The organism is Xanthomonas sp. NCPPB 3005 (genome assembly GCF_041228095.2).
In the GTDB taxonomy this organism is placed as follows: Bacteria; Pseudomonadota; Gammaproteobacteria; order Xanthomonadales; family Xanthomonadaceae; genus Xanthomonas_A; species Xanthomonas_A bonasiae.
Genome location: NZ_CP166096.2, coordinates 514525 through 532897, shown reverse-complemented (window position 1 = coordinate 532897; position 18373 = coordinate 514525). Strand labels below are relative to the sequence as shown.

15 protein-coding genes are annotated in these 18373 nt (G+C 70.7%); 4 read left to right on the top strand and 11 right to left on the bottom strand.

The window, feature by feature from the left end; translation table 11 throughout:
- The first annotated feature begins 308 nt into the window (after positions 1–308).
- The 3 genes from AB8810_RS02465 to AB8810_RS02455 all read left to right on the top strand — a co-directional run bounded on the left by AB8810_RS02465 (position 309) and on the right by AB8810_RS02455 (position 3259).
- The gene (locus tag AB8810_RS02465; protein WP_369915476.1) at positions 309–1385 is read left to right on the top strand and encodes a Rieske 2Fe-2S domain-containing protein; all 1077 of its coding nucleotides are present in this window, start codon (positions 309–311) and stop codon (positions 1383–1385) included.
- 25 nt (positions 1386–1410) lie between these two features.
- On the top strand, positions 1411–2193 hold the full coding sequence (locus AB8810_RS02460) for a GntR family transcriptional regulator (protein ID WP_179570948.1): 783 nt from the start codon (positions 1411–1413) through the stop codon (positions 2191–2193).
- 82 nt (positions 2194–2275) lie between these two features.
- Positions 2276–3259 (top strand): 2Fe-2S iron-sulfur cluster-binding protein, encoded by a 984-nt coding sequence (locus AB8810_RS02455; RefSeq protein ID WP_369915475.1) that lies wholly within the window; start codon positions 2276–2278, stop codon positions 3257–3259.
- Between the two features lie 726 nt (positions 3260–3985).
- Here AB8810_RS02455 and pobA read toward each other — a convergent pair.
- Positions 3986–5179, bottom strand: coding sequence for a 4-hydroxybenzoate 3-monooxygenase (pobA, locus tag AB8810_RS02450; RefSeq protein ID WP_369915474.1), 1194 nt, complete (start codon positions 5177–5179; stop codon positions 3986–3988).
- A gap of 100 nt (positions 5180–5279) precedes the next feature.
- Between pobA and AB8810_RS02445 the strand changes: the two genes are divergently transcribed.
- The gene (locus tag AB8810_RS02445; RefSeq protein ID WP_369915473.1) at positions 5280–6203 is read left to right on the top strand and encodes a helix-turn-helix domain-containing protein; all 924 of its coding nucleotides are present in this window, start codon (positions 5280–5282) and stop codon (positions 6201–6203) included.
- A 61-nt stretch (positions 6204–6264) separates the two neighbouring features.
- On the opposite strand, the gene AB8810_RS02440 is transcribed toward AB8810_RS02445, so the two are convergent.
- The 10 genes from AB8810_RS02440 to AB8810_RS02395 all read right to left on the bottom strand — a co-directional run bounded on the left by AB8810_RS02440 (position 6265) and on the right by AB8810_RS02395 (position 18364).
- The gene (locus AB8810_RS02440) at positions 6265–7236 is read right to left on the bottom strand and encodes an alpha/beta hydrolase (protein WP_179570952.1); all 972 of its coding nucleotides are present in this window, start codon (positions 7234–7236) and stop codon (positions 6265–6267) included.
- A gap of 50 nt (positions 7237–7286) precedes the next feature.
- Positions 7287–9434, bottom strand: a complete 2148-nt coding sequence (locus AB8810_RS02435) for an acetate--CoA ligase family protein (RefSeq protein WP_369915472.1) — start codon at positions 9432–9434, stop codon at positions 7287–7289.
- A gap of 22 nt (positions 9435–9456) precedes the next feature.
- Complete coding sequence (locus tag AB8810_RS02430; RefSeq protein WP_369915471.1) at positions 9457–10296, bottom strand: p-hydroxycinnamoyl CoA hydratase/lyase; 840 nt, start codon at positions 10294–10296, stop codon at positions 9457–9459.
- Positions 10297–10478: 182 nt separating this feature from the next.
- Positions 10479–11948 carry a benzaldehyde dehydrogenase gene (locus AB8810_RS02425; protein WP_179570955.1) on the bottom strand — a complete coding sequence of 490 codons (1470 nt, stop codon included), beginning with the start codon at positions 11946–11948 and terminating at the stop codon, positions 10479–10481.
- A gap of 38 nt (positions 11949–11986) precedes the next feature.
- Complete coding sequence (locus tag AB8810_RS02420; protein ID WP_191825845.1) at positions 11987–12754, bottom strand: coniferyl-alcohol dehydrogenase; 768 nt, start codon at positions 12752–12754, stop codon at positions 11987–11989.
- A gap of 16 nt (positions 12755–12770) precedes the next feature.
- Entirely contained in the window at positions 12771–13769 is a 999-nt protein-coding gene (locus tag AB8810_RS02415) for a transporter (protein WP_191825978.1), read from the bottom strand.
- 145 nt (positions 13770–13914) lie between these two features.
- Entirely contained in the window at positions 13915–14433 is a 519-nt protein-coding gene (locus tag AB8810_RS02410; protein WP_179570957.1) for a MarR family transcriptional regulator, read from the bottom strand.
- 349 nt (positions 14434–14782) lie between these two features.
- Complete coding sequence (locus AB8810_RS02405) at positions 14783–16093, bottom strand: MFS transporter (RefSeq protein ID WP_369915470.1); 1311 nt, start codon at positions 16091–16093, stop codon at positions 14783–14785.
- 28 nt (positions 16094–16121) lie between these two features.
- Positions 16122–17006 (bottom strand): type I 3-dehydroquinate dehydratase, encoded by an 885-nt coding sequence (aroD, locus tag AB8810_RS02400; protein WP_369915469.1) that lies wholly within the window; start codon positions 17004–17006, stop codon positions 16122–16124.
- Between the two features lie 62 nt (positions 17007–17068).
- Positions 17069–18364: a carbohydrate porin gene (locus AB8810_RS02395; protein ID WP_369915468.1), complete on the bottom strand. Its 1296-nt coding sequence runs from the start codon at positions 18362–18364 to the stop codon at positions 17069–17071.
- Positions 18365–18373 lie beyond the last annotated feature (9 nt).

The window sequence follows — 18373 nt, the reverse complement described above, 5'->3', positions numbered from 1 at the left end:
CGGCGGCGTCCGCCGTGGTGCCTGATTGATCGAAGCCCCGGCGCATCGATGGAGGCTGCACGCAGCCCTCGTCGCGTCGCCGGACAGAGCCACACGTTAGGCCCGGCGCTTCACGCGGTCAATTCGATTACCGGCCATGTAAATCGATAATCGAACATTTTCGATGCTGCACCGCGGCGTGCACGGACACGGGTCAATGTATACAAAACGTCGGCATCCGCTTTTTTTAACCCGAAAAAAACGAGCAAGAGCGCAATTTACCCGCCGTGCCCAGATCGGTACGCCGCCAAATGTATACAGGACCCGCCATGTCCGACCCGACTCCCCGCTACCCTCTCAACGCCTGGTACGCCATCGCCTGGGACCACGAGGTCCGCCACGCCCTGCTGCCGCGCAAGGCCTGCAACCTCGACATCGTGCTCTACCGCACCGGCGCCGGCGCGCTGGTGGCGCTGGAGGATGCCTGCTGGCACCGGCTGGTGCCGCTGTCGATGGGCAAGCTGCGCGGCGACGACGTGGTCTGCGGCTACCACGGCCTGGTCTACGATGCGCTGGGCCGCTGCGTGCACATGCCCTCGCAGGAGACGATCAACCCCGCGGCCTGCGTGCGCAGCTTCCCGGTCGCCGAGAAGCACCGTTACGTGTGGATCTGGCCCGGCGACGCGGCGCTGGCCGACCCGGCGCTGATCCCCGACCTGCACTGGAACAGCGACCCGGCCTGGGCCGGCGATGGCCGCACCATCCAGGTCAAGTGCGATTACCGGCTGGTGCTGGACAACCTGATGGACCTGACCCACGAGACCTTCGTGCACGGCTCCAGCATCGGCCAGGACGCGGTGGCCGAGGCGCCGTTCGAGGTGGTGCACGGCGAGCGCAGCGTCACCGTCTCGCGCTGGATGCGCGACATCGACCCGCCGCCGTTCTGGGCGCGGCAGATCGAGCACGCGCTGGGCTACCGCGGCAAGGTCGACCGCTGGCAGATCATCCGCTTCGAGGCGCCGTGCACCATCGCCATCGACGTCGGCGTGGCGGTCGCCGGCAGCGGCGCGCCGGAAGGCGACCGCAGCCAGGGCGTGAACGGCTACGTGCTCAACACCATCACCCCCGAGACCGACGGCAGTTGCCACTACTTCTGGGCGTTCATGCGCAACCACTCGCTGCACGAGCAGTCGATGACCACGCTGCTGCGCGAGGGCGTGACCGGCGTGTTCGGCGAGGACGAGGTGATCCTGGAAGCGCAGCAGCGCGCGATCGACGCGCATCCGGACCACGCGTTCTACAACCTCAACGTCGATGCCGGCGGGATGTGGGCGCGGCGGCTGATCGAGCGCATGGTCGCGCGCGAGCAGCGCAGCCGCGACCTGGATCTGCGCATGGTCGGCTGACCGTCCCACCCACCACCGGAACGCCATGCACGCCACGCCTCCCTTCCGCTCCAGCGCCGCCCAGACCACCCGCGCGCTGCTGGAACTGCGCGACCTGATCCTCGGCGGCGCCCTGGCGCCGGGCGAACGCCTGTCCGAACTGGCGGTGGTCGAACGCCTGGGCGTCTCGCGCACGCCGGTGCGCGCGGCGCTGCAACGCCTGTGCGAAGAAGGCCTGGCCACCGCCCTGCCCGGCGGCGGCTACGCGGTCAAGGCGTTCAGCGAACGCGACGTGCACGATGCGATCGAACTGCGCGGCACCCTGGAAGGGCTGGCCGCGCGCCTGGCCGCCGAACGCGGCGCCAGCGTCGCCGAGCTGCAGCAGGCGCACGCGCTGCTGGAGCGACTCGATGCGGTCCTCGCCTCGGAGCTGGGCGAGGACGACTTCGCCAACTACGTGCAGTACAACGAACAGCTGCATGCCTTGCTGATCGCGATGGCGGGCAGCGACCTGCTGGCGCGCGAGTTCGCGCGCACCGTGCAGCTGCCGTTCGCCTCGCCCAACGGCTTCGTGATGGCCCAGGTGGCGGTGCCGGAAGCGCGCCTGATCCTGACCCTGGCGCAGGACCAGCACCGGCAGGTGGTCGAAGCGATCGCGCAGCGCCAGGGCGCGCGCGCCGAAGCGCTGATGCGCGAGCACGCCCGCCTGGCCCAGCGCAATTTCGGCTATGCCCTGCGCGACCAGGCGATCGGACGGGTGCACGGCGGCGGGCTGATCCAGCCGAACCCGCCAGACGCGCGGGCGCGCAGCCGTGGTGGCAGCGCCTGAGTCGAACCACGCCGGCGCCGGCCGCCGTCGGCACCCGCAGCGCCAGCCCGGCGCTCTTCTTCCTCCCCACCTGGACCCCGCCATGCGCAAGGAAACCCAGTGGTACCCGGCCCGCGTGGTCGCCGTCGCCGATGCCTGCGACGGCGTGCGCGAACTCCTGCTCGACCCCGGCGCGCATGCGCGTCCGTTCACGGTCGGCAGCCACCTCGATTTTCGCCTGCGCCTGCACGGGCGCGAGGACATTCGTTCCTACTCGCTGGTCGGCGAGCCCCGCGCCGATGGCCGCTATCTGATCGCCGTCCGCGCGATGCCGGACAGCCGCGGCGGCTCGCGGCACATGTGGACGCTGGCGCCCGGCGACAGCATCGAGACCTCCGCGCCCAGCAACAACTTCGCGCTCGACGAGCGCGCCGCGGAGATCCTGCTGGTGGCCGGCGGCATCGGCATCACCCCGATCCTGGGCATGGCGCAACGGCTGGCGCAGCGGCATCCCGCGTTCCGCCTGCTCTACGTGGGCCGCTCGCGCAGCGCGATGGCCTACGTGGCGCAACTGCAGGACACGCTCGGCGAGCGCCTGCACGTGCATTGCGACGACGAGCGGGGCGCACCCGACCTGGAAGCCGAGATCGCCAGGCTCTCCCCCACCGCCGAGATCTACGTGTGCGGCCCGCTGGGCATGCTCGACGCGGTGCGCCGCCACTGGCACGCCGCCGGCCGCTCGCGCGCGCGGCTGCACTTCGAGACCTTCGGCAACAGCGGCAACGCGCCAGCGCGCCCGTTCGTGGTGCGGCTGCCGGCCCTGGGCCTGGAGGTCCCGGTGGCGGAGAACGAATCGATGCTCGACGCCCTGCAGGCGGCCGGCGTGGACATGATGGCCGAATGCCGCCGCGGCGAATGCGGCCTGTGCCAGGTGGACGTGCTCGACGCCGACGCCGGCCTGGACCATCGCGACGTCTTCTTCAGCGACGAACAGCGCCGCGAGAACCGCAAACTCTGCGCCTGCGTCTCGCGCGCCCTGGGCGGCAGCATCAGCATCGACACCGGCTACCGCGTCGACGCGCTGTGAGCGCGCGTCGCGCGCAAGCGACCAAGCTGCAGCACCTCACAGGGCACCCCGCAGGAATGGAGTGAGGGCACGCGCACAGCTTTGTGCGATGAAGGCAGCACGAGGCTTCGCCCGTACCCTCACCCCAACCCCTCTCCCGATGGGAGAGGGGCTAAGAGCGCGCTAGCGCCGTTACTTCCACCGTCGCGCTTGTCCTTACCGGGCAGTTGCTCTTGCTCCTGCTCCTGCTCCTGCTCCTGCTGTTGCTATTGCTGTTGCTGCTGTGCTTTTGATCTTCCGGGCCCCCTCAGCGCGGCAGACCCGGCGGGCGAATACCCGAAGGGCGGCGCGCAGGATGCGCGACGTTTTTCGTTGGCACATGGATGTGCCATCGAAAAATGCCCGTCGGGGCTGCGGACCCGGAGCGCGCAGCGCGGAGGGCGCGCTGCGGGGTGTGCTTTCTTTTGGTTACTTTTCTTTGCACAAGCAAAGAAAAGTGACTCGCCGCAAGGCGAAAGCCTTTGCCGTCGCTCTTTGCTCCAGCTCCAGCTATAGCTCCAGCTCTAACGATGGCTTCAGCTATGACCACAAGACGCCAAACAGCATCCGGATCAAAAGTGATCCGGCACCCGCAGTGAACGAGATCGGCCGTGGTGAGGCTTCGTTCGTCGCGGCTGAAGCCGCTCCTACAGGGGACGTAGGAAACGATAGGCCAGCGCCATCCGGCAGCACACTCGGCCGACCCAACTAACCCAACGCCGCCCCCGTCTCCAGCGGCAACCCCGCATAGTTCTCCGCAATCGTCGCCCGCCCCTCGGCGCTACCCAGCAGATAGTCCAACTCCGCCTCATGCAAGCGCCGTTCGAACGCATCCTCGTCCGGGAAGTGGTGCAACATCGTCGTCATCCACCACGAAAAACGCACCGCCTTCCATACCCGCTTCAACGCCAATTCCGAATAGCGCAGCAACGGCGCAGCGTCGCCCCGCTCCCGCGCCTGCGCGAACAACGACGCCAACAGCCCCACGTCGCCCGCCGCCAGATTCAAACCCTTGGCCCCGGTCGGCGGCACGATATGCGCCGCATCGCCGGCCAGGAACAGCCGGCCATACTGCATCGGCTCCACCACATAACTGCGCAACGGCGCGATGCTCTTCTCGATCGACGGCCCGGTGCGCAGGCGCGCCGCCACCGCGTCCGGCAGGCGCGCGCGCAACTCGTCCCAGAAGCGCGCATCCGACCAGTCCTCCACACGCTCGCCGGCCGGCACCTGCACGTAATAGCGGGTGCGCGTAGGCGAGCGCATCGAACACAGCGCGAACCCGCGCGCATGCCGCGCATAGATCAACTCTTCGTTGACCGGCGCGGTATCGGCCAGCACCCCGAGCCAACCGAACGGATACACCCGCTCGTACTCGCGCAGCACCCCGGCCGGGATCGACGCGCGGCTGACGCCATGGAACCCGTCGCACCCTGCGATGTAGTCGCACTCCACCCGCACCCGCTCGCCGTGCTGCACGTACTCCACCCACGGATGCTCGCCGTCCACCCCATGCAAGGTCACGTCCTCGGCCTCGTAGACGCTGACCCCGCCGGCCTCGGCCCGCGCCTGCATCAGGTCGCGGGTGACCTCGGTCTGGCCGTAGATGGTGACCGCGCCCGCGCCGCCGGAGCTGCCCAGGTCGATGCGCTCGCGGTGGCCGTCCAGCACCAGCTCGAAGCCATGGTGGACCACCCCCTCGCGCTGCAGCCTGGCGTCGGCACCGGCCGCGCGCAGCAGCTCGACCGTGCCCTGCTCCAGCACCCCGGCGCGGATGCGCGAGAGCACGTACTGCGGCGAACGCCGCTCGATGACGAGGGTGTCGATGCCCTGGCGCAGCAGCAACTGGCCCAGCAACAGCCCGGCGGGGCCTGCACCGATGATGGCGACTGACGTCTTCATACGTTCTCCGAAACCGGCATGGCGGTACTTTTCGCCAGTCTTCTCGCGCCGTTGCGCGATTCCAATGGACTAACCGGAGAATTTCCTGCACTTTTCGCCGATGGCTGCGATCACCGAACCACCCGTTCAGGCCCAACCCGTCCCCGCGTTCCGCCTGTACGGCGAAACCGGCGACGCCACCGCGGCCGATGCGCTGCACTGGGAGTCGATCGCGGCGCGCAGCCGCCTGCACGGCTGGCGGATCCGGCCGCACCGGCACCACGATCTGTCGCAATTGCTGTACGTGCAGAGCGGCCCGGCCGGGATCCATATCGACGGGCGCAGCCAGCGGGTGGATCGGGCCGCGCTGGTGTGGATGCCGCCGCTGTACGTGCACGGCTTCGATTTCCATCGCCGCATCCGCGGCCACATCGTCACCCTGTCCTCCGCGCTGCTGCAGGCCTGGCACGCGCAGTGGCCGCAGATGGCGCAGGCGCTGGCGCGACCTGCCTGCCTGGACGTCGGCCGCGACCGCGCCATGCTCGACGCCTGCTTCGCCGGACTCGCCACCGAACACGCGCACCGCCGCGAAGGCCGGGTGCCGATGCTGCACGCGCTGGCCGGCCAGTTGCTGGTGTGGACCGCGCGGCGCGTGCTGCAGCAACCCGCGCCGGGTGCGGACAGCGGCCACGACCGCGGCAGCGAGCATGTCCGCGGCTTCCTGGCGCTGGTGGACCGGCACTATCGCGAACACTGGCCGCTGCAGCGCTATGCCGACCAGTTGGGCCTCAGCGCCAGCCACCTCGGCGCGGTGTGCCGGCAGCATGCCAACGCCGCGCCGCTGCAGTTGCTGCAGCGGCGGGTGATGCTGGAGGCGCAGCGCAGCCTGGTCTACACCTCGCTGAGCGTGCAGCAGATCGCCACCTGGCTGGGGTTCGCCGACGCGGCCTATTTCAGCCGCTATTTCGCCCGCAATGCCGGCTGTTCGCCGAATGCGTTCCGCCGCGCGCAGCAGGGCGGCGTCGGCGCGCCGGCAACGCGCTAGGAACGCCCGCGCTGCCGGGCGCTGCCTATCGGCGCGATCGGGATCGGCCTGCCCGCATCGCTCAAGCCAGGCGCTCGCGCAGGAACGCGCCGCTACGCTCGATCGCCTGCACCGCAGCCGGCAACACGCCCGCCATCTCGATGAAGCCGTGGACCATGCCGGGCAGTTCGACGTACTCCACCGGTACGCCCGCGGTGCGCAATGCATCGGCATACAGGCGGCCGTCGTCGAGCAGCGCATCGCATTCGGCGGTGAACACCAGCGCCGGCGGCAATCCGGACACGTCCGCTGCCTGCAGCGGCGACAGGCGCGGGTCGCGCGGGTCCAGGCCCGAGGACAGGAACGGACCGGACATGGCCTGCATCAGCTCCAACGTCAACGGCGGTACCGCGCCGTTCCTGCGCCGCGAAGGAAACGCATCGCCGCCGGGCGACAGGTCGGTCCCCGGATAGAACAGCACCTGCGCGCGCAAGGCCACCGCGCTGCCGCGCAACGCCTGGCAGGCCATGGCGGCCAGACCGCCGCCAGCGCTGTCGCCGGCCACCGCGAGGCGTGCCGGATCCAGCGCCAGTTCCGCGGCGTGCGCGTGCAGCCAACGGATCGCCGCCAGCACGTCCTCGGGACCGGCGGGCGCCGGATGCTCCGGGGCCAAGCGGTAGTCCACCGCGATCACCGCACAGCCGGCGGCATGCGCCAGGCGTCGGCAGACCTTGTCGTGGCTGTCCAGGTCGCCCAGGATCCAGCCGCCGCCATGCAGGTACACGATGGCCGCAGACGGCGCCGCGGCCGCCGCGGGCAGATAGCGCCGCAACGGAATCGGCCCGAGCGGCCCGTCGGCCTGCAGGTCGCGCACCTCCCGCATCGGCCACGCATCGCCGCCGAGCACCGTGGTGATTTCGCGGTAGGCGCGGCGCATCGCCGGCATCGGCAAGGTATGCAACGGCGGCTTGCCGTCCGCAGCGGCAGCCATAGTCGCCAGCGCCGTGAGGACGTCGGGCGCCAGGCGCGAGGGGTCGAAAGGATCGGCTTGCATCGCTCGCTCCAGGTCTGGGGTCGTGGTGGAAAGGCGGCCAGGTGGCCGGATCAGTCGATCAGCATCAGCGCATCCAGCGCGAGCACGCCGCGCCCTTGCGGATAGACGATCACCGGATTGAGGTCGATCTCGCGGATCCGCGGTTCGGCGCGCAGCACGCTGCCCAGCCGCACCACCAGCTCCGCCAGCGCGGCCACGTCCAGCGCCGGCGCGCCGCGATGACCGTGCAGCAGCGCCGCGCCCTTGAGCCGTTGCAGTTCGCCGATCACCGACGCCGCCGGCAGGTCCGGCGCGAGCAGGCGCACGTCGCGCAGCACCTCGGCGGCGACGCCACCGAAGCCGACCAGGATCACCGGCCCCCACTGCGGATCGTGGCGCGCGCCGACGATCATCTCCATGCCGCGCTCGCCCATCGCCTCGACCAGCACGCCCTCCAGCGGCGCATCCGGCGCATGCCGGGCGAGATTGGCGTGCAGCCGTTCCCAGCCTTCCGCCAGCGCCGCGGCGTCGCCGAGGCCGAGGATCACGCCGCCGACATCGCTCTTGTGGCCCAGCTCGACCGACTGCGCCTTCAGCGCCACCGGATAGCCGATCCGCGCCGCGGCCGCCTGCGCCTGCTGCAGCGTGGCGGCCAGTTCGCCGCGCGCGAACGGCAGCCCGAGCGGGGCCAGCAGCGCCTTGGCGCGATGCTCGGGAATCACCCCGCCCTGCGCCGGCAACGCGACCTGCACCGCCACCGTCGCGGCTTCGTCGAAATCGCGCTCGGCCAGCGCCGCCAGGCGCGCGATGGCGCGCAGCGCGCGTTCGCTGCTGGGGAAGTACGGCACGCCCACTTCGCGCAACTGCGCCAAATAGTCGGCCGGCAGCGCCGCGCCCTCGTCGAGGCCGGCGAAGATCACCGCCTTGTGCGGGCGCAGCTCGCGCACCGCGCGCAGCACCGGCGGCAGCTTGATCGCGCAGGTCACCGGATCGGTCTGGATCAGGCCGACCACGATCGTGGCGAAGCGCGGGTCGTCGAACAACGCCGCCAAGGTGCGCTGGTACAGGTCCGGATCGACCAGTCCCTGCGCGGTGAGATCAAGCGGATTGCTGACCGCGACGAATGCCGGCATGGCCGCGCGCAGCGCCGGGGAATCGCCGTCGTGCAGGGGCGGCAGGTCCAGCCCCAGGTCTTCGCACAGGTCCAGGCACAGCGCCTTGAACGCGCCCGACTCGCCCAGGATCGCGGTGCCCGCCGCCGGCAGGCGCGGGCAGCGCAGCGCGATCTCGGCGATGTCGCCCAGTTCTTCGAGGGTGTCGGCGAGCACCACGCCGGCGCGTTCGACCAGCGTGCGCATCACCTGGTAGTCGCCGGCGAGCGCGCCGGTGTGGGTGGCGGCGGAGTCGCGCGCGGCGCTGCTCTTTCCCGGATGCAGCAACACCAGCCGCGTGCCGGCGGCGCGCGCGCGCCGCGCCAGCGCCAGCAGCCGGCGCGGCTGGCGGAACTGTTCGGCGATCATCGCGATCACCCGCGTGCCGGCGTGATCGAGCAGGAAGTCGAGGTAGTCCTCGATGTGGCTGGCGGCCTCGTTGCCGGTGGAGATCGCATAGGACAGCGGCAGGTCGCGGCTGGCCAGCGTGGTGTTGAGCACCGTCATCATCGCCCCGCTCTGCGAGAGGATGCCGATCGCCGGCGCGGCGCGGTTGCGCGCGGCCTGTTCGGCGCTGACGTCGGCTTCGATGAAGGTCAGCGGGATGCGCGCCAGGTAGTTGATGCAACCCAGGCAGTTGGGGCCTTCGACCAGCATGCCGGCCGCCGCGGCGATCCGCGCGATCTCGCGCTGCTGCGCCTGGCCCGCCTCGCCGGCCTCGGCGAAACCGGAGGAGAAGATCACCGCCGCGCCCACGCCGCGCGCGGCCAGCGCGCGCACCGCGTCGAGCACCGCCGGCTGCGGGATGGCCAGCACCGCCACGTCCACGCCATCGGGCAGGAGCGCGATCGACGCCAGGCACGGCCGCCCGCCGATCTCCTCGCGCTTGGGGTTGATCAGGTGGATCTGTCCGGCATAACCGTTGCGTTCGAGATTGCCCAACACCGAGGCGCCGAGCGCGCCCGGCGTCGGCGAGGCGCCGACGATGGCGATCGAAGCCGGTTCCAGCAGCCGCTGCACCGGGGTCCGCACCGCGCCCAGCGGCGGCGCGGCGGGAGTCGTACTCATATCCATCGTGACCTCGCTGTGCTCAGGCGTCGCGGCGTTGCCGGGACAGATCGTAGGCGCCCAGGCCGGGCTTGTAGCTCTTCTCGTCCAGGAACTGCTTCAGCCCTTCCTTGCGGCCGTCGTCGTAGCTGTTGGCCGCTTCCTGCGCGCGCACCAGATAGTCCTCGGCGTTCTCGTAGGTCATTTCGCGTACGCGCCGCACCGCGTCCTTGGTCGCCTTCAGCGCCACCGGATTCTTCTTCGACAGCGCCTGCGCCACCTCCGCCACGCGCGCGCGCAGGCGCTCGCCCGGCAGCGCCTCGTTGACCAGGCCCCAGTCGGCGGCGGTGCGGCCGTCGATCGGTTCGCCGAGCATCGCGTGGTACATCGCGCGCCGGAACGACAGCAGTTCGGCCGCCACCTTGGAGGCGCCGCCGCCAGGCAGGATGCCCCAGTTGATCTCGGACAGGCCGAACTTGGCGTCCTCGTCGGCGAAGGCCAGGTCGCAGGCGAACAGGGGGCCGTAGCCGCCGCCGAAGCACCAGCCGTTGACCATCGCGATGGTCGGCTTCTGGTACCAGCGCAGGCGCCGCCACCAGCCGTAGCTCTCGCGCTGCGCCTTGCGCGTGCCGGCCAGGCCGTGCGCCTCGGTGTCGCGGAAGTATTCCTGCAGGTCCATGCCGGCGGTCCAGGCGCTGCCCTCGCCGGTCAGCACCAGCACGCGCACGTCGTCGCGGAATTCGAGTTCATCCAGGACCTCGAGCATCCTGCTGTTGAGCGCCGGGCTCATCGCGTTGCGCTTCTCCGGGCGGTTGAATTTCACCCAGGCCACGCCGTCCTCGACGGCATAGGCGACGGTGTCGTGTTCGGGTTTGCTGCTCATGTGGATCGACCTCGGTGGGGGGAGAATGGGGGGGGTGTTCCTTCTCCCGTCGGGAGAAGGTGCCCCGAAGGGGCGGATGAGGGTCCGGGCGCAGCCTCGTGCACTTGAATCCGCGGGTCGCTTTCGCGCCGGACCCTCACCCCAACCCCTCTCCCGGAGGGAGAGGGGCTTAAGCATGGCGCTCAGTACGGGTACTGCGGCACCGCATCCTGGATCGTGACCCACTGCCAGTGGGTGTACTGCTCCCAGTCGGCCGGGCCGCCGACGCTGGTGCCGTTGCCGGAGGCGCCGGTGCCGCCGAACGGGTTGACCACCTCGTCGGCCACGGTCTGGTCGTTGATGTGCAGCAACCCGGTGTGCAGGCGCTCGCCGATCGCCAGCGCGCGGCCGACCGAGGCCGAGATCACTCCCGCCGACAGGCCGTACTCGGTGCGGTTGGCCAACGCCACCGCCTCGTCGTCGCTGTCGAACACGATGATGTTGGCGACCGGTCCGAACACCTCCTCCTCGAACGCGCGCATGCCCGGCTGCACGTTGGACAGCACGGTCGGCGCGTAGAACAGGCCCTCGTGACTGCCGCCGGCCTCGACCACCGCGCCGGCCGCCACCGAGGCGGCGACGATGTCCACCACGTTCTGCAGCTGGCGCCGGTCGATGATCGGCCCGAGCGCGACCTGACCGCTGGCCGGATCGCCGACCGGCAGGTGCCGCGCCTTCTCGGCCAGGCGCCGGGTCAACTCGGCGGCGATGCCGCGCTGGACCAGCACGCGGCCGGTGGCCATGCAGATCTGGCCCTGGTGGAAGTAGGCGCCGAACGCGATCGCCGAGACCGCGCGCTCCAGGTCGGCGTCCTCCAGCACGATCAGCGCGTTCTTGCCGCCCAGTTCCAGCGAGACCTTCTTCAGGTGCCTGCCGGCCAGCTCGCCGATCTTGCGGCCGGCCGCGGTGGAACCGGTGAACGCGATCATCGGCACGCCGGGCGCCTCGACCAGCGCCTGGCCGGCATCGGCGCCACCGGGCAGCACGTGCAGCAGGCCCTTGGGCAGGCCGGCCGCGGCCAGCACCTCGGCGATGACGAAGCCGCCGGCATACGGCGTCCGCGGATCGGGCTTGAGCACCACCGCGTTGCCGACCGCCAGCGCCGGTGCCACCGAGCGCAACGACAGCACCAGCGGGAAATTGAACGGGGAGATCACCCCGATCACGCCCAACGGCAGCTGCCGCGCCAGGCTCAAGCGGCCCGGCGCGCTCGGCAGCACCTGCCCGCTGGCGTGCAACGGCATCGCCGCGGCGCGCTGCAGCAGCACGATCGCCTCGCGCACTTCGTGCTCGCCCTTGGCCAGGATGCCGCCGGTCTCGCGCGCGATCAGCGCCGCGGCCGCGGCCGCCTGTTCCTGCAGGATCGCCGCGGCGCGATGGAACACCGCGGCACGCTCGCGTGGCGGCGTCGCGGCCCAGGCGCGCTGCGCCGCGCGCGCCTTCGCCACCGCGGCGTCGACCTCGGCCGGCCCGGCCTTGCCGACCGAATACAGCGGCTGGCCGGATCCTGGTTCGATCACCTCGAGGGTGTCGGCCGCGGCGATCCAGTCGCCGTCGAACAGCGCGCCCTGCCAGGTCGCGGCAAGGGCCAGGGGAGTGCTGGGGTTGTTCATCGTGCGTGGTCTCGGAAAAGGGACGGGAGAACGAAGGTTCAGATCGCGGTGGCGGCCAGGCCGCCATCCACCGGCAGGTTGACGCCGTTGATCCAGCGCGCGGCATCGGAGGCGAGGAACACGATCGCCTCGGCGACCTCGTCGGCATAGGCCGGGCGCTTCATCTTGCCCGCATCGGCCTGGACCCGCTCCGGCCCGAGCATCGCCACGAAATCGCCCAGGATCGGCGTGAACACCGGGCCAGGCGCGACGCTGTTGACGCGCACGTCGTGGCCGGCGAACCAGTCCTGCGAACGCAGCGCGCTCCACACGATCAGCGCTTCCTTGAAGTACTGGTAGCAGGTGGCCTGCGCCACCGGATGCGCCTGCAGCCAGCGTTCGCCGGCGGCGTAGTCGGGGGTCTGCGCCAATGCGCGATGCAGGTCCAGCCGTTGCGGCCATTCCGCGCCGAGGATCGAGGCGACGTTGACGATGCTGCCGCCGGCGGCGATGCGCGGCAGCAGCGCCTGGCTGAGATGGCGCAGGCCCAGGTAGTTCACCTTCGCCACCAGTTCCACCGGCGCGGTGCCGGGCACGCCGGCGATGTTGGCCAGCGCGTCGATGCGTTCGGGCAAGTGCGCGACCAGCGCATCGATCGCGGCCGGATCGCCGAGGTCGGCCTGGTGGAAACCGTCCAGCGTCATGTTGACCGGATTGCGGTCCACGCCGATCACGCGTGCGCCGTGGAAGCGTGCCAGCCGCGCCACTTCGCCGCCGATGCCCGAGGCCACGCCGGTCACTACGAGGGTCTTGTTGTGCAGGTTCATGAGAGCGAAATCCGGTTCAGAACACGTGGACGTACTGGAAGTTGACGTTGTTGCCGGAGGCGGCGTTCTTCACCTCCACCGGCAGGTACAGATTGGCGTTGAGCATGTTGTGCGCATCGATCCGCCACGACGCGCCGGGGCCGAGATAGAACTGGCTCTGCTTGGTGTCGGCCACGCGCTCGCCATTGGTGCGGTTGTCGCGCAGCTGCTTGAGGTAGTAGCCGTTCACGCCCAACCGGAACGCGGGCGTCAGCGCGTAGGAACTGGCGAAGTTGACCCAGAACGCATCGCCGGCCTGGCCGTTGCGGAACGTGAAACCGTCCAGCTGCGGTGGGTTGGCGGCCTTGTCGGCGCGGAAGTTGTAGACGTAGTTCAGGCGCGCGCTGAGTTCCCACTGCGGCGTGGGCAACACGGTGAACGCCCAGCTCGGGATCAGCGACCAATAGCCCGAGCTCTGGTTGAGATCGCGGTCGCGATCGAACTTGCCGACCGGCGCGATCGCGTCGAACTCGAAACGCTGGACGAACACCGGCCGCCCGTCGCGGATCGTCGGCAGCATCTGCAGATACGGACCGAAGGTGATGTCGCCGAGGCCGAAGCCGTTGTCGCGCAGCCGTGCCGGGCTGTCGGCCGCGAACGCGGCGTCGAGATTGACCAGCGGCACCAGCGCGTTGAGGCCGAACACGCCGCCGAACAGCTTGTACCGCGTCGCGTAGGCGAACTGGGTCAGCAGCAGCGTGGAGCCGATGTCGGTGCCGCGGAACGCCGGCACGTCGTCGCCGTGCGCGTCCTCGATCGCATCCAGGTGCGTATAGCGTGCGTACTGCACGATCGCCCAGCCTGGTTCGGTACGGGTGAAGCCATCCAGGAAACTGGTGCCGCCGGTGTTCAGCCCGTTGGTCAGCTGCACGGTCTGCGGCACGCTCTGCGCCCAGGCCGGGGTAGCGGCGAGCGAGAGCAGGAGGGCGAAGGCGAGGTGCCGCGGACGCGGCATTGCGGGGACAGCGACGGGCATGCGACTCACGGCGAGGGTTCTCCTGGACAGGATGGAACGGCCGAGCGCGGGGGGAGACGAACGCCGCACGCGCTGCACGCGCCGGCCGGGGAATCCGGCGGCGTGGAGCGGGCTGCGGCGGAGCGGCGCGCAGGCGCCGCGAGGATCAGGTCGTCGGTGCGATCCTGCCGAGCAGGTCGAGCGCGCGCAGCAGCGAGCGCCCTGCGGACGCGCCCAGCGCGTCCAGCAGTTGCGCTTCCATCCGCTGCACCGCCGCCTCGGCCTCGTCCAGCAATGCCTTGCCGGTCGCGGTCAGATGCAGATGCTGCATGCGCCGGTCCTGGCGTCCGCGCACCTGGCGCAGCAGCCGGCGCTTGATCAGCCGCGCGATCACGATCGCCAGGTTGGGCGGGGAGACATCCAGCACTTCGGCGAGCTGGCGCTGGTTGGCGCCGCTGTTCGCATCCACCAGCACCAGCACCGAGAAGTCGACCGGCTTCAGGTCGTAGTCGCGCACGCACTCCAGGAACATCCGCCGGATCTGCAATTCGGTCCGGGTCAGCCGGAAGCCGAGCAGCCGGGTCAGCCGGGCCTGGTCGATCGATTCGGCCGGTGCGCTGCTGTCGGGAAGTTGCGTGTTGCTCAAGGGCGGTGCGCCGTGCAGGGGAAGCGGTGCGCACAGCATAGCGCAGGCGTTCGCCGGGCTCGGCCGGCGCCGGCGCACCGCCGCATGGCGCAGCGGCACCGTGCGCGGCCCGCGCTGCGGGCGCCGGCACGGTCGGCGAGAACGACGCACTGCCTCGCTGCTGCATACGACGCATCCTCCCGGATCCGACCACACGCCATGGATATCGCGGCTTCGCAACGGCGCCGAGCGCCCTGTTCCGATCCGTCCCGCGCCGGCACCCGGATCGGGGACCGCACGCTTCTGTTACTTTCAATAATAGTTATTGATCATAAGTATTATCGCAAGCTGCATTGCAGCATTCGGCGGCCGCGTCCTCGTGCCTTCTCGCTGCGCGCCGGCGCCCGGCTCAGCGCGCGCTGCGTTGCAGCAGCGCGCAGACCGTGGCCGCCAGCAGCAGCGGCGCCGCGCAGACCACGTACAGCGTCGACGGCGACCAACCGCGATCGACCAGCAGGCCCACCGTCAGCGGCGACAGGATCGCGCCGAGCCGGCCGATGCCGATCGCCCAACCCAGCCCGGTGCTGCGCACCTGCGGCGCGAACACCGCCGGCGCGGTGGCGTACAGACCGGCCATCGCCGCGAACAGCGCCGCGCCGATCACGAACGCCACCGGGAAGGCGATACCGAGCCGGGTGTTGAAGCCGGCGAACAGCACCATGCCCAATCCGGCCAGCAACAGGCTGACGCTGGTCAGGCGCGACAGCGGCAGGCGCGACGCCAACCAGCCGAACAGGCTGCCGCCGACGATGCCGCCCAGGTTCAGCAGCACCCCGCCGGTGATGCCCTGCTGCGCCGAAACGCCAGCGGCCACCAGCAATTTCGGCGTCCAGCTCAGCACGAAATAGAACGCGAACATGTGCAGGAAGAACGCCAGCGCGATCAGCAGCGCCGGCCGCCGCAGCGGGCCGACGAACAGCGCCGCATAGCCCTGCTTGTCGCCGCTGGCGCGCACCGCCACCGGCGGCAGTGCGGCCAGCGGCGCCATCCGCATCCGCGCCAGCAGCGCATTGAGCCGGGCCAGCGCGCCGGGCGGGCGCCGCGTCACCAGGAAGTCCAGCGATTCCGGCAGCCAGCGCAGCACCAGCGGCACGCACAGCAGCGAGGCGGCCGCGCCGAGCAGGAACACCGCATGCCAGCTCCAGCGCTCGAGCACGAATGCGGCGATCAGCCCGCCCAGGGTGGCGCCGATCGGATAGCCGGTCGCCTGCAGCGCCACCGCGGTGCTGCGCCACTTGGCGTCGGCGTACTCGGCGGTGATCACGCCGACGCTGGCCAGCATGCCGCCGATGCCGACGCCGGTGAACACGCGCAGCAGCCCGAGTTGCCACGGCCCCTGCGCCAGCACCGACAGGCCCATGCCGGCGGTCAGGATGCCCAGACACCACAGGATCACCGCGCGCCGGCCGATGCGGTCGGCCAGCGGCGCTAGGAACAGCGACCCCACCGCCATCCCGACCAGGCCGGCGCTGAGCAGCAGCCCCAGCGCCTTGCCCGACAGCTGCCAGTCGCCGGAGATGTGCGGCGCGGTGAATGCCATCACCATCACGTCGAAACCGTCGAGCATGTTGAGCAGGACGCAGATCGCGATGGCGACCCACTGGAAGCCGCTCATGCGTTCGAGCACGACGGAGGAAGGCGCGGCGGCGGCATGGCTCATGGCGGGATTCCTGGGTGGCGGCGCCGGCTCAGCGCGCGGCGCTGGCGGCCTGGTGGATCGTGTCGAGCACCTCGCGCAGGCGGCCGACCTCGACCTGCCCCGGCGCGGACGCCTTGCCGAGCATGCCGAAGGTCAGCGCCTGGCCGAAGGTCTCGCCGGACAGGCGCGAGACCACGCCGGTGCCGCCCATCGCCATGGTCAGCAGCGGACGGTCGCTGCTGCGGCGCAGCTGCCAGGTCGCGTCGAGCAGCTTGAGCACGTCGCCGGCGTCGCGCGGCATCACCGCGATCTTCAGCACGTCCGCGCCCAGCGCCTGCTGGCGCTGCAGGCGCGCGACGATCTCGGCGGTGTCGGGGGTGCGCTGGAAGTCGTGGCTGGACATGACCACGGACACGCCGGCCGCGTGCGCCTGCGCGACCAGCGCCTGCACCACCGCCGCGTCGCGGAACATCTCCACGTCCAGCAGGTCGGCGAAGCGCGCCTGCAGCAGCGTCGCATAGAGCGTGCCGTAGTCGGCATCGGCGATCGGCCTGGCGCCGCCCTCGGCCTTGGTGCGGAAGGTCAGCAGCAGCGGCTTGCCGTGCAGCGCCTTGGCCACCTGCGGTCCCAGCCGCGCCAGCGCCTTGCCGTCGAGCGCGTTGTCCAGGTAATCGATGCGCCACTCGGCGATATCGGTATCGGCGTTGGCGGCGATGCGCGCGGCCTGCGCCAGCGCCTCCTCGGCCGTGGTGGCGGTGATCGGCACGATGGTCTTGGGCGCGCCCTCGCCGATGCGCACACCGCGCACGTCCAGCACCTTGGTCGCCGGCAACGGCGTTGCCGCCGCAGCGGACTGCGCCGACACCGGCAGCGCGGCCAGCAGCAGCACTCCGGCCAGGGCGGCAACGAAAACGCGCGACAGGGATATGGTCATCGGAACACCTCGTGGAAACGACGGAGCGCGCAGCGCGGCGCGCCGGAAAGCGCCGGCACGCATCAGAACGTGACCTTGGCCTGCAGGCCGACCACCCAGGCGTTGTCGGTCTGGCGGTAGGAGAAGGTGCCGGGATTGACCACGTACTGCACATCCGGGCGCAGCATCAGCCACGGCGTGATCTGGGCGCTGTAGGACAGCTCGTACAGTTCCTCCGCCCCGCTCAACGCGTACAGCGGCGAATCCGCCGGCACCCCGGCGTCCACCAGCGACGCGCGGCGCGCATCCACCAGCGTGCGGTTGATGTCGCCGCCGACATAGCCCAGCGCGATGCGGTCCTGGCTGCGCGCGCCGATGCCCTGGTAGATGCCGCCCAGCGCGTACCAGCGGCGGATCTGCGCGGTGGCGCGGTCGGACTGCATGTATTCGCCGAACACGCTGAAGCCGCGCGCCGGATCGGCCGCCTCGCTGTACAGCTTCTGCTCGGCCAGCAGGTAGGCGCCATGGCGGCCGGTGGTGTCGCTGCTGTCCAGGCCCTTGCGCGCCACGCGCGAGGAATCGTAATAGCCGCCGAGCTTGTACACGCCGGCATGGCGCGTGCCCTTGCCCGGGGTCCAGGTCAGCTCGACCGGAAACAGCGTGCCGGTGGTGCCGCCGACGAACGGGCGGAACGCGTTGTGCACATTGTCGCCGGCCAGGTTCGGATTGACCTGGAAGCCGCCCACGCGCAGGTTCAGCGCCGGGCTCATTTGCTGCGCCACTTCGCCGCCCCAGCGCGCGACCGGATAGTTGTACCAGCCGCTGTTGCCGGACATCGCCAGCGGATGCGCGCAGAACGCGGCATTGACGAAACTGGTGCCGGCGCCGAGCAGGCCGAACTGGTTGCCCATCGCGTAGTAGCCGAGCTTGAAGTAGGTGCCGCTGGCGAACTTCTGGTCGTAGCTGAATTCGGACAGGCGCGTGTACTGGCCGCCATAGGCCTCCTGCACCGGGAAGCGGTTGCCGATCAGGTCCACCGACGTGCTGCGGCCGCGGCGGTCGTTGAGGGTGAAGCGGAAGGTGCCGCCCTCCCAGCCGGCCAGCTTGCCCATGTCCAGGTCCAGCCCCAGCCGCACCTGCTGCGCATAGCGCGCGCCGGTGCGGCCGTAGCCGCCGTCGGTCACGCCCAGCGCTTCGCCGACGTAGTCGCCGCGGACGCTGACCCCGTTCGCGGCCCAGGCGCTGCGCGTGCCGCCCCAATCGCCGGTGAGGGTGTTGCCGGCGTAGGCGTTGGCTGCGGACTGCGCGGCGGCCGCGGCGGGCAGCGCCAGCAGCACGGCGACGAGCAGCAGGCGGGATGGAGGCGGCGATGCGGACATGCGGACACT

Bases quoted from the DNA above. Each gene is read 5' to 3' on its own strand.
- AB8810_RS02445 (WP_369915473.1), top strand. From the start codon at position 5,280: ATGGCTGCGATCACCGAACCACCCGTTCAGGCCCAACCCGTCCCCGCG.
- pobA (WP_369915474.1), bottom strand. From the start codon at position 5,179: ATGAAGACGTCAGTCGCCATCATCGGTGCAGGCCCCGCCGGGCTGTTG.
- AB8810_RS02460 (WP_179570948.1), top strand. From the start codon at position 1,411: ATGCACGCCACGCCTCCCTTCCGCTCCAGCGCCGCCCAGACCACCCGC.
- AB8810_RS02415 (WP_191825978.1), bottom strand. From the start codon at position 13,769: ATGCCCGTCGCTGTCCCCGCAATGCCGCGTCCGCGGCACCTCGCCTTC.
- AB8810_RS02405 (WP_369915470.1), bottom strand. From the start codon at position 16,093: ATGAGCCATGCCGCCGCCGCGCCTTCCTCCGTCGTGCTCGAACGCATG.
- AB8810_RS02410 (WP_179570957.1), bottom strand. From the start codon at position 14,433: ATGCTGTGCGCACCGCTTCCCCTGCACGGCGCACCGCCCTTGAGCAAC.
- AB8810_RS02435 (WP_369915472.1), bottom strand. From the start codon at position 9,434: ATGAGTACGACTCCCGCCGCGCCGCCGCTGGGCGCGGTGCGGACCCCG.
- aroD (WP_369915469.1), bottom strand. From the start codon at position 17,006: ATGACCATATCCCTGTCGCGCGTTTTCGTTGCCGCCCTGGCCGGAGTG.
- AB8810_RS02455 (WP_369915475.1), top strand. From the start codon at position 2,276: ATGCGCAAGGAAACCCAGTGGTACCCGGCCCGCGTGGTCGCCGTCGCC.
- AB8810_RS02420 (WP_191825845.1), bottom strand. From the start codon at position 12,754: ATGAACCTGCACAACAAGACCCTCGTAGTGACCGGCGTGGCCTCGGGC.
- AB8810_RS02395 (WP_369915468.1), bottom strand. From the start codon at position 18,364: ATGTCCGCATCGCCGCCTCCATCCCGCCTGCTGCTCGTCGCCGTGCTG.
- AB8810_RS02440 (WP_179570952.1), bottom strand. From the start codon at position 7,236: ATGCAAGCCGATCCTTTCGACCCCTCGCGCCTGGCGCCCGACGTCCTC.
- AB8810_RS02465 (WP_369915476.1), top strand. From the start codon at position 309: ATGTCCGACCCGACTCCCCGCTACCCTCTCAACGCCTGGTACGCCATC.
- AB8810_RS02430 (WP_369915471.1), bottom strand. From the start codon at position 10,296: ATGAGCAGCAAACCCGAACACGACACCGTCGCCTATGCCGTCGAGGAC.
- AB8810_RS02425 (WP_179570955.1), bottom strand. From the start codon at position 11,948: ATGAACAACCCCAGCACTCCCCTGGCCCTTGCCGCGACCTGGCAGGGC.